This window comes from Enterococcus sp. DIV1375a, from assembly GCF_051712205.1.
In the GTDB taxonomy this organism is placed as follows: domain Bacteria; phylum Bacillota; class Bacilli; order Lactobacillales; family Enterococcaceae; genus Enterococcus; species Enterococcus faecalis.
In genome coordinates this window covers 536,532-551,235 of record NZ_JBIOOM010000001.1, presented here as the reverse complement: position 1 = coordinate 551,235, position 14,704 = coordinate 536,532, and the positions used below count along the sequence as shown (strand labels likewise).

The 14,704-nt window shown below is 37.9% G+C and carries 13 protein-coding genes and 2 other annotated features; of the genes, 4 read left to right on the top strand and 9 right to left on the bottom strand.

The genetic code is table 11. The features are described 5' to 3' along the window. Positions 1-44 precede the first annotated feature (44 nt). The 3 genes from IGJ63_RS02700 to IGJ63_RS02690 are packed head-to-tail and all read right to left on the bottom strand — an operon-like array spanning position 45 to position 2,571. Complete coding sequence (locus IGJ63_RS02700) at positions 45-845, bottom strand: PTS system mannose/fructose/sorbose family transporter subunit IID (RefSeq protein ID WP_002383066.1); 801 nt, start codon at positions 843-845, stop codon at positions 45-47. Then, positions 838-1,629, bottom strand: coding sequence for a PTS mannose/fructose/sorbose/N-acetylgalactosamine transporter subunit IIC (locus IGJ63_RS02695; protein ID WP_002358771.1), 792 nt, complete (start codon positions 1,627-1,629; stop codon positions 838-840). Before IGJ63_RS02695 ends, IGJ63_RS02700 begins: the two co-directional genes overlap by 8 nt. A gap of 48 nt (positions 1,630-1,677) precedes the next feature. Continuing rightward, entirely contained in the window at positions 1,678-2,571 is an 894-nt protein-coding gene (locus tag IGJ63_RS02690; RefSeq protein WP_257878014.1) for a PTS mannose/fructose/sorbose transporter subunit IIAB, read from the bottom strand. A 260-nt stretch (positions 2,572-2,831) separates the two neighbouring features. On the opposite strand from IGJ63_RS02690, the gene IGJ63_RS02685 reads away from it, so the two are divergent. Continuing rightward, entirely contained in the window at positions 2,832-3,539 is a 708-nt protein-coding gene (locus IGJ63_RS02685) for a GntR family transcriptional regulator (protein WP_002355690.1), read from the top strand. 24 nt (positions 3,540-3,563) lie between these two features. Here IGJ63_RS02685 and IGJ63_RS02680 read toward each other — a convergent pair whose 3' ends face one another. From IGJ63_RS02680 to IGJ63_RS02655, 6 genes are all read right to left on the bottom strand, one after another. After that, complete coding sequence (locus IGJ63_RS02680) at positions 3,564-5,342, bottom strand: glycoside hydrolase family 35 protein (protein ID WP_011109466.1); 1,779 nt, start codon at positions 5,340-5,342, stop codon at positions 3,564-3,566. Positions 5,343-5,354: 12 nt separating this feature from the next. Continuing rightward, positions 5,355-6,518 carry a glycoside hydrolase family 88 protein gene (locus IGJ63_RS02675; RefSeq protein ID WP_002391237.1) on the bottom strand — a complete coding sequence of 388 codons (1,164 nt, stop codon included), beginning with the start codon at positions 6,516-6,518 and terminating at the stop codon, positions 5,355-5,357. 271 nt (positions 6,519-6,789) lie between these two features. Next, the gene (locus IGJ63_RS02670; RefSeq protein ID WP_002426016.1) at positions 6,790-7,617 is read right to left on the bottom strand and encodes a hypothetical protein; all 828 of its coding nucleotides are present in this window, start codon (positions 7,615-7,617) and stop codon (positions 6,790-6,792) included. Positions 7,618-7,620: 3 nt separating this feature from the next. Further along, entirely contained in the window at positions 7,621-9,360 is a 1,740-nt protein-coding gene (locus tag IGJ63_RS02665; protein ID WP_438745904.1) for a DUF2264 domain-containing protein, read from the bottom strand. A 379-nt stretch (positions 9,361-9,739) separates the two neighbouring features. Beyond that, positions 9,740-9,988, bottom strand: coding sequence for a GlsB/YeaQ/YmgE family stress response membrane protein (locus tag IGJ63_RS02660; protein ID WP_002355684.1), 249 nt, complete (start codon positions 9,986-9,988; stop codon positions 9,740-9,742). A gap of 106 nt (positions 9,989-10,094) precedes the next feature. Next, positions 10,095-11,726 carry a peptide ABC transporter substrate-binding protein gene (locus IGJ63_RS02655; RefSeq protein WP_002383058.1) on the bottom strand — a complete coding sequence of 544 codons (1,632 nt, stop codon included), beginning with the start codon at positions 11,724-11,726 and terminating at the stop codon, positions 10,095-10,097. Positions 11,727-11,873: 147 nt separating this feature from the next. After that, positions 11,874-12,106, top strand: a binding site (T-box leader). A gap of 155 nt (positions 12,107-12,261) precedes the next feature. Then, positions 12,262-12,504 (top strand) — a binding site (T-box leader). 54 nt (positions 12,505-12,558) lie between these two features. Here IGJ63_RS02655 and IGJ63_RS02650 point away from each other — a divergent pair. Genes IGJ63_RS02650 through IGJ63_RS02640 form a run of 3 tightly spaced genes read left to right on the top strand, consistent with a single transcriptional unit; the run spans position 12,559 to position 14,695 of the window. Then, positions 12,559-13,203 carry an amino acid ABC transporter permease gene (locus tag IGJ63_RS02650; RefSeq protein WP_002383057.1) on the top strand — a complete coding sequence of 215 codons (645 nt, stop codon included), beginning with the start codon at positions 12,559-12,561 and terminating at the stop codon, positions 13,201-13,203. A 12-nt stretch (positions 13,204-13,215) separates the two neighbouring features. Further along, complete coding sequence (locus tag IGJ63_RS02645) at positions 13,216-13,851, top strand: amino acid ABC transporter ATP-binding protein (RefSeq protein ID WP_002358764.1); 636 nt, start codon at positions 13,216-13,218, stop codon at positions 13,849-13,851. Between the two features lie 10 nt (positions 13,852-13,861). Then, positions 13,862-14,695, top strand: a complete 834-nt coding sequence (locus IGJ63_RS02640; protein WP_438745902.1) for an amino acid ABC transporter substrate-binding protein — start codon at positions 13,862-13,864, stop codon at positions 14,693-14,695. Positions 14,696-14,704: the final 9 nt, after the last annotated feature.

Below are 14,704 nucleotides of genomic sequence, written 5' to 3'. Positions count from 1 at the left end.
CTTTCTACACTCTCCGACTCTCTGAAAATCACTTAATATACTTTTTACGCCAAAATACCAAAGGCACTCAAAACAATCGATAAAATTAAAATAATCCAAATCACTCGTGTGGAATTTAGTTTCTTTTGACCTAACATCCAATAAGTCAAAAGAACAAGTAAGATTGGAACTAAGGAAGGCAAAATCGCATCTAACGTATCTTGAATAACTAATTCGACCCCGTTCTTTTTATAAACAAAAGGAACTGTCGCCTTGATAACTGAAGGAATTAAGGCACCAATCACAGTCACACCAAGAACAGTTGCTGCATTCGTAAAGGCAGATAACTTGTCTTTTAAGGTCGTCACTAGTTTGACCCCTTGCTTATAACCAAGTGGTAAGAGCGCGGCCCGACCAAACAATAGTGCAATATTTGCAATAATCCAAATAACACAGCCAACCACCGAACCATTTTGAGCCAGTGTCCCTGCAACAGAGCCGAAAATCGTCCCCCAAATAACGTGGAATAAAGAGTCCCCAACGCCTGCCAAAGAACCCATCAGAGCTGTTTTTAGCGCAATAATTGTTTCTTTCGCTTTATAGCCATCTTGCTCTTCAATCGCAACATCAATCCCCATAATTAAATTCCCAAAAATAGCATTGGTGTTAAAAAATTGATTGTGTGTGCGCATCATATCTTGAAATTGTGCTTCATCATGACCATAGAATTTTTTTAAAACAGGTAAGATGCCGTATAAATATCCTGAACTCATCATACGTTCATAGTTCCAGTTTAATTGGCTTCCTAAAATATAACGCCAGCTAATTGCATTTAATTCTTTTTTTGTCAGTTTATGCTTACTCATCGCCGTCATATCCTCCTTCAAAATCACCATTTCCTGTTGTTGCTTGTGTCGTGCTTTTTGCCCCATCACGTTTAAATACAAGCATCGCTGCTACCATCCCAACTATCGAAACACCTAACATTGGAACTTTTAAATAAGCCGCTAAGAAAAAGCCTAATAGTAAATAGGGGATATATTGCTTCGTTGGCAAGTAACGTAATAAAATCCCTACACCGACAACAGGTAATACTCCTCCAGCTGTTTTTAAGCCCGTCATTAGCCATTCTGGCATGTTATCGGTAATCGTTGTTACTACAGCATCCCCCGCTAATAACATTAATAAAATCGGAATGGCACGAGACAGTCCCCATAGAACAGAACCAGATAAAACTAAACGTGGAATCCGTTTTACTTGCATCTTATCAATCGCTTTATCGACACTATGAAGTAAAAAGACATTACAAAAACGGGCGACTACATCTAGTTGCAACATCAACAGAGAAACAGGAACAGCTAAACCAATGCCATACTCCGCTCCTTTTCCAGAGATTACAGCGAAAGCGGTTCCTAAAACAGCCCCTGTGAAATAATCAGGTACCGATGCTCCACCAAAAGCAGCAATTCCTAAACGCATTAATTGAAGAGTGCCGCCAACCATTAAACCAGTTTTTAAATCTCCCATAATCATTCCAGAAATCATTCCAGCAATAGCTGGTTGCGTCAACGTATTTGAAATAAGTGAGTCATTAATAGCAATAAACGCATAAATAGTAATTAAAATAATTTGATACGCTGCTAAATGCATTGAAATTTCCTCCTAAATTTAAAAATATTCTTTCTTAGTCTGACAGTTTTAGCCGCGTAATTTTTTCATAAAATCAACGACTGGATCGTTTGGAACTAATTGGGCTGTCACAGTGACGCCTTTTGAAGCGATTGTTTCAAAAATTTGTTCTTCTTCTGGTAAAACTTGAATACTTTTTGTTACTTCGCGTGCTCCTTCTTTGTAACTCATATTCCCAACATTTACAGTTTTGATAGGTCCTTGCGCTTCGATAAAGCGGAGCACATCTTTCGGATTTTTAAATAATAAAAATAAACGCTGTTTACCATATTTTCCTGATTGAATATTTTTAGCGGCAGCCTCTACTCCAAGAACAGATAAACGCATCGAAGAAAGCGCTGCCATTCTCAAAGATGATTTTTGTAAAGGATCTGTAGCCGCCTCATCATTGGCTACAATTATTCGCTGTGTACTAAGACTTGTCGACCAAATTCCCGCTACTTGTCCATGAATTAACCGTTCATCAATCCGTGTGTTTACAATATTTTCTTTTCCAGCATATTGACTATAGTTACTTAACTCTTTTTCTTTGCTGGCTTCTGAAATCTCTTGTTCCGCTTGATTCATTCCAGCCTTTACATCAACAATATTTTCTTGTGCTAAACAAACTAATTCTTTAATCGAAGCCTGTTGATTAACCACTGCTTCAATCACAACAGAGAGCGTCATCCCTGCAATAATTTCCACTCCGTCAACGTTCAAATAATTCTTAGTTGCCACGTTACATGGCGTTCCTCCTAGTAAATCAGCAATAATCAGTGTCGTACCGTTAAGGGCTTTCATTTTTTCATTTAGCTCTTTCTCAAATTGAAGATTGTCGCTATCTGGTCGTAATGAGACTGTATGCACGTGTTCTTGCCGACCAACGATCATTTCTAAGCTAACTTTGACGCCTTCAGCCATGCTACCATGACTAATTAGTACAATGTTTTCCACGAATTTCCCTCCCTAGATGTAGGTGACCCTACTTAACATGTTATGTTCTCTACGAACTTACTATAACACATACTAAGTTATCCGTAAACCTAATATCTTAATATATTGAATTTATTTTTTTGAATTCTTTAAATAAAAATTGTCTTTCCTCTTTTTCAAAGTGTTTGCTAAAGGCTAGTTAACATGTTATGCTTAATTCATTCGATTACTAGAATGGAGGCAATCGCATGTTACCTAAATATGAACAAATTAAACAAGACCTTTTACGTGAAATAAAAAATCATACCTTTATTCCTGGTGATAAATTTTATTCTGAAGCCGATATTAAACGAAAATATGCTGTTAGTTCTATCACAGCTGTCAAAGCACTGAATGAGCTGACCAGTGCAGGTTACTTGTATCGTATCCAAGGAAAAGGGACCTTTGTTTCGAAATCAAAAGTTTCTCAAAATGTAAAATTTTCTGATATCGAGTTGCATTCTTTAGACTCTGAAAAAGTTAAAGTCCTTTCAATTGAAGAAGATAATCAAGCCGAAATTTTAAAGGAATTAGGCTTACCAGCTAACGCTTCTTATTATAGAATCAAGCGTGTACGCTATTCTGAAGATACACCCTTTCTCGTACATATCACACATCTTCCCAAAAAGCTTGTTAAAGAGCCGCTCTCAAAGGACCTCACAGCTTATGCAAGTGTGTATGAACGAGTCCGTAAAGATTTTTCAGTAGACCTCTTCTCGTTGGCTTCTGTAGAAACAAATGAAATTGTCTTTCCCGAAGATGCTGAGTTATTGAATTTACTTCAATTAAGTTTTCGTGAACCCGCTGTTAAACAAGTTAAACATTCCTATCTCGCAGATGGTAGTGTTGCTGAATATATTATTAGTTATAAACATTGGAAATATTTCAAAACCAAAATAGAAGTAGAAGCCGAATAAATTTCAGCTTCTACTTCTATTTTTTTAATCTATGATTACTTGATTCGTAAATTTCAAGTACTCAATTTCAATTCCCTCTGTTTCAAAAATTACTACTTCATTTTGTCCTTGCTGTAAAAATTCTTTGGGACAATACAGCGAATGAATGGGTCCTATTTCCCAATAACGACCTAGATGATGGCCATTGACCACAACGAATCCTTTGCCGTAGCCTCGACAGTCAATATACGTGTCTGCTAGCTGTTCTAATTCAAATGTTACTTGATAAAACGAAGGCTGCAATGGATTTTTTCCAGCTGTGTAATCAATCTTGGCTAATTGCTCTTGTGAAAAAGTTAAGGGATAGTGTTGATAGCCTTGGTGAAAATGAATGTCTTGCATCACTCCACCTCGAATTCCTTTACTTTGTGTGGGATTATTTAATTTAAAGCCATAATTAACGCGACCTAAGTTTTCCACTAGGATATCTAACGCAAGTGTGTCTTTTTCAGTTTGCCCTGAAATGAGTAGCTCTTCTCCCACTGTCTCTTGATATTGGGTAGCAGCTAAATCTCCATCTACATAAATGTGTAAACGATCACTGGCCTCGACCACTTTTAGTTTATTTTCATGATGATAATTTTTTAAATCAAACGAATAAAGCAAGTAGCCATAGCCTGAGCCAGCTTCTTCCATACTTAATGGATACGTGGTGGTCTTCGGTGTCATCATTTGATCTTTTACTGCGAATAAGGATACGCTAGCAGTTACTGGAAAGCTTCCTAAATTCCCCAGTTTTTTCGTGCGTGGTTGTGCTTGCCAAACTTCTGGACATACTTCTTTAATTGCTTTTTGAACGGCATAATATTTTTCTGTTGGTTCTCCTGCTTCTGTTAATAAAGCATCATAATCATAGCTAGTGACTTGAGGTAAATCTTTTGCACCTCGCGCCGAACACCCGTTATAAAAGCCGAAATTTGTTCCTCCATGAAACATATAGAGATTTAAAGAACCCACTGCCAGCATATCTTTTACTTCTTTCGCCAAGTCGGTACCTTCCCGCTGAATCACTGGTTCGCCCCAACGATTGAACCACCCATCCCAGTATTCCATGCACATCAACGGCCATTTTTTACCATGACGAGTCATAAATTTTTTCAAAACGGCAGCATTTTCTTTCGAATGACTACCAAAATTTCCTGTCACAAAAACATCCTCTTCAATTAACGTACCCGCATCCAAAACCTCTTCCCAAGCGCCATCAGATGTAAAAAGAGGAACCTCAATCCCCAGTTCTTCCATTATCTGCTTGGTTTGTCGCAAGTACGCTTTCTCCATGCCATAGGACCCATATTCATTTTCAACCTGCATCATGATCACTGGTCCACCTTGTGTTATCTGCAGCGGTGCTAGTTTAGGCAATAATACTTGAAAATAGTTACGAACTTTAGTCATAAAAATAGGATCTGTCGAACGTAATCGCACACCTTTTTCTTTCAAAAGCCATGCTGGTAAGCCACCAAACTCCCATTCTGCACAAATATAAGCCGAAGGACGCAGAATAACTAGTAAATTCAGTTTTTCTGCCAAGCGGACAAATGCTTCAATGTTTTTCATTCCTTCAAAATCGTATACGCCTTCTTCTGGTTCATGAATATTCCAAGGAATGTAGGTTTCTACTGTATTAGCTCCTAAAGCTTTCAGATTATAGAGGCTATCTTCCCATTGGCTAGGTGTCATTCGAAAGTAATGAATCGCCCCGCTAATAATTTTTATTGGTTGTCCATTTAATAAAAAGTCTTCTTTAATCTCAAACGTTTGCATCATTTTTCCCCTTTACCAGTATCTTTGCCATGATGGTTTTGCTAAACGCATTAAGGCTTCCATGTAAAAATAATCGCCCCATAAATTGGGTTCATCAATCCCTTTTCCTTCTGCATGTGCGTAAACACCATGGAGTAGCAGTCCTTCATTTTCGGAATCATTTTGCGTACGATAATATTCTCCTAATTGATAAATCATTCCTTTGGCAAGCTCTTTCGCTTGAGGAAAAGCCTGTAGTTTGTCTGCTTCCAATAAACCACATGCCGCAATTGCCAGTGCCGAGCTATCTTTGTCAGATGGCATTTGGTCATTAAAATCAAAATCCCAATAGGGAATTAAATCTGCTGACAAATGAGCTAGAAAAACCTCCACTATTTGTGGATAAATTTCTGGAAATGGTTGGGAATGGAGAAATGTTTCGTTTAGGGGAATCCCTAAAATTGCCCAACTTTGGCCTCGTGCCCAAATGGAAGTATCACTATGTCCTTGATGCGTAGCTCCATGTTTTGGTTTGCCTGTTTCTGGATCAAAATAATAGGTATGATAAGTTGTCGCATCGGATTTAATCACCGTTTTCATTAACGTATGATAGTGACGTGAGGCAATTTCCTCATAAACCCTATTTCCAGATAATTTAGTTGCTTCAAATAAAAGCGGTAAATTCATTAATGAGTCGATAATTAATCGATATTCTTTGGGATCACCATAATGGCCCCACGCTTGAATGAAGGAGCCATTTTCTTGGAATCGTGCTGACAATACTTCAGCGGCAGCTAGCACTTCTTGTTTACAGCGCTCATCACCGGTAATTTTATACCCAGCACCCGCCGATAGACTATATAAAAAACCAATGTCATGGTGGTCCAAAACAAAATGCTCCTCTAACCGTTGTTGAAAGCTGTCAATATTTTCCATTGCCAGTAAACGAAATTTTTCTTGGTGAGACCACTCATATGCCAGCCAAAGCATGCCTGTCCAAAAGCCATTGGTCCAATCATCGTTAGCTTTGAGACGATATCGACCATTCGTAGCACAAGCTGAAGGAAACTGTGTTCCGAAACGCTGCATATTTTTAGCAATTTTTGAAACGCATTCATTTAATTGCGTTTGAATCCATTCATCTGTGACATTTTCTCCTAGAGAGATCAGTCTTTGTTTATTTTCTTGACTACACATCTCCATCACTCCTTAACTTGTTAACATATTAACTTATTGTATTATAACGTAAAAGAAAATAAAAAGCGACCTTTCTTGATTATTTCTCTTAAAAACAAGAGCGGGGGACAAAAATCACTTTGGATTTTTGCTCCACGCTCAAAAACTGATAAACGGCGGGAACAGAACCAACTCCTTCGGAAATAAGCCGAAATTCTCCAAAAATCAAAGATCAATTTTCGGAAATTTCTTCTTATTTCTCGGAGCTAAACGGTTCTGTCCCGACCTCTTGTTATTTATTCCGACCAAATACTTCAATTTGGGTCAACGCTGGAAATGGAGAATAGTCCAGCGCTTTTCGTAAGCATTTTAATGTCAAAGTTTGTGTTGTTTTCATTGGGAACTTTATTTCTTGAAAACAGGCGGTATTCGTTGTGGCAACTACTCGTTCCTCTCCATCTGAAAAGGCTAAAGTGACTTCCTCCCAATAGCTATCATGTGGGTAATCCGCCCGAAATAGCAAGCGGATCCAGTCCGTTTCTACAGGTCTGCCAAAGTCAATCGTTAACTGTGCCTCCTTTTGTTGGTTAATTCCCCAAGAAGCAAATGGATACGAGCCATGAGAAAGGTTACCAAACTTAGAATCAATAGCATTTTTCGCAAAGAAAACAGCATCGTCTCTCGTTTCAACGTTTGCATACGCATGAGGATAGGCTCCTGAATATTCTTTTTGGTCATGTGTATTCATAGAAAGATTTTGATAATTGTCTTTTTCAAACGTGTGCGCTTGTCGAACTATTATTTGGTGCCTTGCCGAATGAAAGGCCGTATCAACAAAAGCTTTTCGAGCAGATTCTTCTAATGGAATTTGATATTCCCAAACTTTTTCTTTTAGATAAATCAATGAAGGAGCCAAAGTTTCATCTAATTGAACCATCAAATAAGGGGTAGCCCCTGTATAAGTCACTACAATTTTATCGCCAACTTGATAAAGGTACTGTTTAATTGCTAATACCGCTAACGTGTCTCCCTCCGCCACGAATGGCGCTTCTGGCTTCTCGTGATCGATTCGGCCAGTAATAATCTGATTGTCTTTATTTTTCAATTCGATTTTTATCATTTTTTATTCCTCCCTTGTCACACCACCTACCAAACAAATCAGGCGATGCGTTCCTATTGGTAGCTCTTTTTGCAAATAAGGTAAACTTGTTCTTGGGAAAAACAACGATGTATTGGGTTCAGGTTGAAGAATACCTGCGTGGTCATACCCTTCAATTGCAACTATTTGCGAACACAATTCTCCTGAATCGACTCTAGCCCACTCTTTACCAAGTTCTTTTTCTGAAAATTTTCCAAGTAACGGTAGACTGAATCCTCCTTCGCGCACTTTTAATGGAACCGATGTCACTATTTCATGTACTCTAACATGCCATTCTCCAAAAGGATAAATGGTTGTTTCAATTTCTACTTCTTGAAAAGGTAGCCATTTATAATAAACTTGCTCCTCTGTTAAATAAAAATCATGAACTTTCCCTTTAACACGAAAATATTCACCATCACGAGAAACAGCCAATACGTTATCAAAAGCCCCCTCCTCATAACGCGCACCAGCTTTGGGAACGCTAAAACCAAAGCGGCTAGAATAGACAAATTTACTATATTTAGCCGCAGCATGTGCTTGATTTTCAAGCCATAGTCCTGCAGGATAGCCGAGGACATGCGTTTTCATTTTAGGATGGATTAATAACATGTTTCCCTTTTCTATCAAACGCTTTTCTTCTCGTTTTATCGCCAGCGGTTCAGCACGCCAAAACTGATGGTCTTGATCCACTGCGAGCAACAAAAATGTTTTAAAAGCCCAATACGGAGAGCCTGGTGCGTTATAACCTTCTGCCATTACTAAATTTTCGTAATGATAGCCAATGGACAACCGACCATCATAAGTGAAAATAGTCTGTTGCATCCAACAGTGTAAATGTTTTGCTAACAGCGTTTTTATTTGTCCCCAAGGTAACGCCTCTACTTCTGCAAATATCAAAGCTGCGAAAAACGCTCCTTGAGCAAACCGATACGTTTGACTACGTCCGTAAGGTAACGCTTCGCCCTCCTCATCAAAATAGTACAGATAGTCCTGCGCGAACATAACGGCTCGTTCTGTAAAACGTTTCGCACGAATAGGATCTCTTTCTCGCATAAATTTGACATAAATCAAACTATAATAATGAAAAGCAAACGAAATATAATAATCTCTTTGCGTAGTTTTACCATCCATATACCAACCATCACCTAAATACATGCGTTCAATCAACGCCAATTCTTCCTCTAGTTCCGTTTGGTTAATCACTTGTCCACATCCCTCGAGTGCTAAACGAATGAGCACTTTGAAAAACGTCCAATTATTTTTAGGAATTTTACAACCAAGTGCCTTATTTAACCAAACCATGATATTTTCTTGCTGTTTCTCAGAAAAACAGGACCAAAAATATGTCTTATGAAGCAATAAAGTTAAAGATAATGCTGCTGCTTCCACAATATATTGATCATAATCAACAATATCGCCCCAATAGTCTGGGGATGACGGATCAGTTCCTGCGATTAATTTTTCCACATAAGCATCTCTTAAAACATCATCTTTACAAGTAACCCAATACGGTCCAATTCCCCATAATGGTCGAATGAGCGCTTCCATTTCAGCATGTTGCTGATCATAGACAGCACCACTGGACCCAAAATTTACGCCAGGTTTTTCTGATGTTAAAATAGCCGTTTTTAAAGGTGTCATGATTGTTTCAAAAGCTTCCAAATATGCTTCTCTGGTCAAAAAAAGATTACTTTTTAACGATTCCATGCTTTTCGCCCCCATTAGTTTAATTCAAAGAATAACAAGGGCACTTATTTTTTTCAACTATCGTTTAATGAATAAAACGGCGTATTATGAGAGCAGCATTTCACCTTCCCCAAACTTAACATATTAATTTTTTCTTTATTTTTGTTGAACCTTGAGCTATTCACTTTATCCAACAAAACTTCCATTATCAAAAATGAATAATAAATGAAAAATAAGCAGTCTAACGCAGGAAATTCTCATAATAAATATTTTAAAAAAAAAAGAGTCTATGACAAAAATCCAAAGAGATTTTTGTCATAGACTTAAAATATGAGAGAAAAGACATCAAAAGTAATGGTTTGATCAACCTTCACAAGTTTTATGATGCTTTTCAAGATATCATTTTGATACAATTTTACGCCTTGCGGTTTACAATAAAAGAGTAAATAGCGATACAGATAATCGCTCCTAGCAACGCTGAGATAATCGGAAAACCGCCGATGACTGGTCCTAAAGAAGGCAACAAGAGTGATGCTACCCAACTCCCTAAAAAGCCCACGATAATATTTCCAATAATGCCACCTGGCACGTCTTTTCCTAAAATTGCGCCAGCAATTGCGCCAATAATTCCTCCGACAATTAATGCCCATAGAAAGCTAAACATTTGAAAAACCTACCTTTCATAGTTGATTTTTTTAGTTAATTTTCCTACTTTAAGGATAAAACAGAAAGCAGACTTTTTCAAAAGATAGGACTTTTCAGAAGTCAATTTATTCTTCTACATAAGCTAAACGATAGGATACTGTGCGACCAAAAGAAAATACTTGCAAACCTTGTAAGCGATCTGATTTCAAGTAACCAATGGCTCCTTGGAATAGTGGTAAAACACCAGCATCTTTTTCAATTAATGTTTTTTCTAGACTTAGTAATTCATTCCAGCGTTTTTCAGGTTCATTGGCGTAATCTTTTCTAACTTTTTGGAGACCCGCATCATACGCTGAATCGTTATAACCAGAAGTATTTAAGCCACTTTTTGAGTCATAAAATTCTAAAAAATTAATGGGATCAGCATAGTCAGGTGTCCATGTTCCAAAGGCTAAATCGTAATTACCTGCTGTTTGTAAATCCAAACGATTTTGCAAAGGCAGTGATTTTAATTTGATTGTTAAACCTGGTAAATTTTGTTGCAATTGCCCTTGAACAAATTCAATGGTTTTCTTGGCAATCGCTGAGTCCGCTGAGATTAGTTCCAATTCAATTTTATCTTTGCCCAACTCTTCTTTCGCTTTGGTCCAGTTAGCTTGGGCTTCTTTAATATTATATGGCAACAAATCACCATTTTCTTTGCGGAAATCTTCACCTGTGTCTGGATTTTTTGCAAAATTAGCTGGTACAAAACCATTTAAAGCTGTCGAGCCATCTCCTAAAATTTCTTTTGCAAAAGTTTCTTTGTCAATCGCTTGTAAAAAAGCTTTTCGAACATGTTCGTTGCCGGTAATTTCACGGCGATGATTGGGGCTTAAATAACCCACCATGGCTTTAGGTACAAAATGCGCTTGTTTTGACTCTTTATACTGAAGTGCATAAGTATCTGCTAAAACAGTGTAATCTAAGTCGCCATTATCAAAAAGATTGGCTCCTGTGCCAATTTCTTTCACTACTTGAACATCAATTTCATTCAATTTTACGTGTTCTTTATCCCAATAATGATCATTCTTCTTCAATTTCCAAGTTTCGGAATTGCCATCCCAACCTGAAATTACAAACGGCCCATTGCCAACAAAATTATCTGCAGAAGTCCCATAGGCAGTACCTTTTTCTTTGGCAAAGGCTTCATTTTTAGGCATAAAAGGTGTCCCAACCAAGACTTGGGCTAAATAAGGAATTGGATTTTCCAATGTTAGTTCTAGTGTCTGGTCATCGATTGCTTTGACACCAAATTCTTCCATCGTGGCTTGTCCTTCCCGCACCGCACGCCCATTTTTAAAAATATCCATTTGATTACTGCTACTTGAACCGTATGCTGGATCGACCACGTTTCTAAACGCAACTACAAAATCCCCTGCTTTAACTGGATCCCCGTTTGTCCATTTTGCTTCTCGTAACTTGAATGTATAGACTAACCCGTCTTCACTAACTTGTGGCTCTGCTTTCGCCATAGCTAGCTCAGGATCTCCGTTTTTATCTTGTCGATACAAGCCTTCAACTACTTGACCAATCATATCGGAACTATAGACATCTGTATAATGAGCGCTGTCTAATGTCGAGAGTTCACCACCAGATGCGACGTTAATTTTCTGTGTAGCTGGTTCGTTTGAGGTCGTTTTCGAACCGCCACTTCCACATGCTGCTAAAACCAAGCCCAGTGCAACAAGTCCGATTAACCACTTTTTCTGTTTCATACCAAAACTCCTCCTTCTGTTCAAACAACTTACCTACATTTTACATGATTTTCCATACATTTGTCCTTTTTCAGCACTTACTTTTTGAAAGAAAAATATTTTTTTAAGAATAAGAGTTGACAGATATTTTTTCTGGTGGTACAGTATTGAAAAACAGAGAACAGAAGAGTAACTGTTTCCTTTAGTGAAGAGAGTCTTTGGTTGGTGGAAAAAGACGTAAAGAAACAGCGAACCACATCTGGGAGTTGACTTTTTGAACCCTTAGTAGGAAAGTCCGGGACCACTCGTTAACAGGCGAAGTTATGAACTTCATAAGGTTCGTGTTGCGAAACACGAATAAACTAAGGTGGAACCACGATAATTGATTATTCGTCCTTTGGCTATTCAGCCAAAGGACTTTTTTGTTTTTTTAGATGCGCTTTTCAACCTGAGAGAGTGCCTCAACTGCTCAAGTCTGTTGTCCTCTTTTCTATATGCTTAATGGGATAAGCTAGAAAAGCAACAGGTTTTCTGTTCCGTTCGAACAATTTCATACTTACAATCAAGGCTTAGGACATAGTAATTTAGCTCTTCCTTTACAGAGACTTTTTCATTGGCTGAAAGAAAAAGATGGATTCTTCTTTACTCACACCTAAAAGATGTTTTTCTGAATCCTTTAGTAAGAAAAACCGGTGACTCTATCGTTAACAGAGAGTAGTTGTCAACGCAACTACATAAGGCTTATCTTGTGAAAGATAAGTAAATTGAGGTGGCACCACGAATGCGATTCGTCCTCTTGGCTCACAGCCAAGAGGCTTTTTTGTTTTTTTAATAAAAATTGTTGGAGGAAAAAATGATGGATTATATTTTAGAAATTTTACCTGCTTTAGTTAGCGGAGCTGGCATGACACTGAAAGTCTTTTTCTTTACGCTCCTTGGCTCGATTCCACTGGGGATCATCATTGCCTTTATTTTACAAAGTTCGTTTAAACCTTTACGTTACTTAATTAACCTCTACATTTGGTTAATGCGCGGCACTCCGCTATTGTTACAATTAATTTTTGTTTTTTACGGCTTACCATTAATTGGTATTGTCTTTGAACGTTACGATGCGGCCTTATTCGCATTTATTTTAAATTATGCTGCGTACTTTGCTGAAATTTTCCGCGGGGGGATTCAAGCAATTCCCCAAGGTCAATATGAAGCTGCTAAGGTTTTACGTTTAACACGTTTTCAAACAGTCACGCGGATTATTTTGCCACAAGTTGTTAAAATCGTGCTGCCTTCCGTAGGAAATGAAATTATCAATTTGGTCAAGGATACTTCTCTTATTTATGTTCTTGGCTTAGGCGATCTTTTACGTGCTGGTAAAATTGCGATGAGCCGCGATGTTACATTAGTGCCATTAGCTTTAGTGGGAGTGATTTATTTACTCTTTACGGCAATTTTGACTGTTGCTTCTAAGAAAATTGAAAAATTCTATCAATATTATAAATAGGAGGACTCTACCATGTTAACTATTAAAAATTTAACCAAACATTTTGACAACCGGACCATTATTGATCACTTAAATTTAGAAATTCCAGATGGTAAAATTTTAACGATTGTTGGTCCTTCAGGCGGCGGAAAAACCACTTTACTTCGTTGTTTGGCTGGTTTAGAAACCATTGATTCTGGTGAGCTTTTGTTGGATGGTGTTCCTTTCAATCCTGCTGAAATGGACAATGCCGATCAAGTGGTTGGGGTCGTTTTCCAGGATTTCCAACTTTTCCCTCACTTATCAGTTTTAGAAAACATTACCTTAGCACCTACATTAGTACTAAAAGAAGAAAAAGCAAAAAGTCAGCAAGAAGCTTTAGAATTACTGGAAAAATTGGGCTTGGCTGGTAAAGAAAAACTCTATCCGTACCAACTTTCCGGTGGACAAAAACAACGAGTTGCACTTGCTCGTGCCTTAGCAATGAAGCCAAAAGTTCTTGGGTACGATGAACCAACGAGCGCGCTAGATCCAGCTTTACGCCAACAAGTGGAAGAAGTTATTTTAGATTTACGGAAACAAGGCATGACACAGATTGTCGTGACCCACGATATGGCTTTCGCTGAAAAAATTGCAGACAATCTTTTGACGGTTGCCCCCGTCCAATAGAAAGGAGTTTATGATGAAAAAGAAATATTCTTTAGCCTTGCTGGTTATCTATTGTAGTTTACTCCTATTTGCAGGTTGTGGTAAAAGAAAAAGCAACGAAGATCAATGGACACGGATTAACGAAGAAAAACGGATTATTATTGGCTTAGATGACTCCTTTGTGCCCATGGGTTTTCAAGATAAATCAGGCAAAATTGTCGGCTTTGATGTCGACTTAGCCAAAGCGGTTTTTAAACTTTATGGCATTTCCGTTGACTTCCAACCGATTGATTGGTCTATGAAAGAAACAGAATTACAAAATCAAACCATTGATCTTATTTGGAACGGCTACACTAAAACGAGCGAGCGGGCCGAAAAAGTTCAATTCACACAACCTTACATGACGAACGACCAAGTACTTGTTTCTTTAAAAGAAAAAAACATTGCAACAGCGAGCGACATGCAAGGCAAAATTTTAGGGGTTCAAAACGGCTCTTCTGGCTATGATGGCTTCGAAAGTCAGCCTGACGTTTTGAAAAAATTTGTTAAAGACCAAACACCTATTTTATATGACGGCTTTAATGAAGCTTTCTTAGATTTAAAATCTGGTCGAATTGACGGACTCCTAATCGATCGCGTTTACGCCAACTACTATCTTTCCCACGAAGATAATTTAAAAAACTATACTATTTCTCATGTAGGCTATGACAATGAAGATTTTGCTGTGGGCGTCCGCAAATCAGACAATCAATTAGTCCAAAAAATCAATACTGCCTTTGAAACGTTACGAAAAGATGGCACCCTTAGTAAAATTTCTCAAAAATGGTTTGGAGAGGACGTTACAAATAACACAAAAATAAACTAAATAACGAAT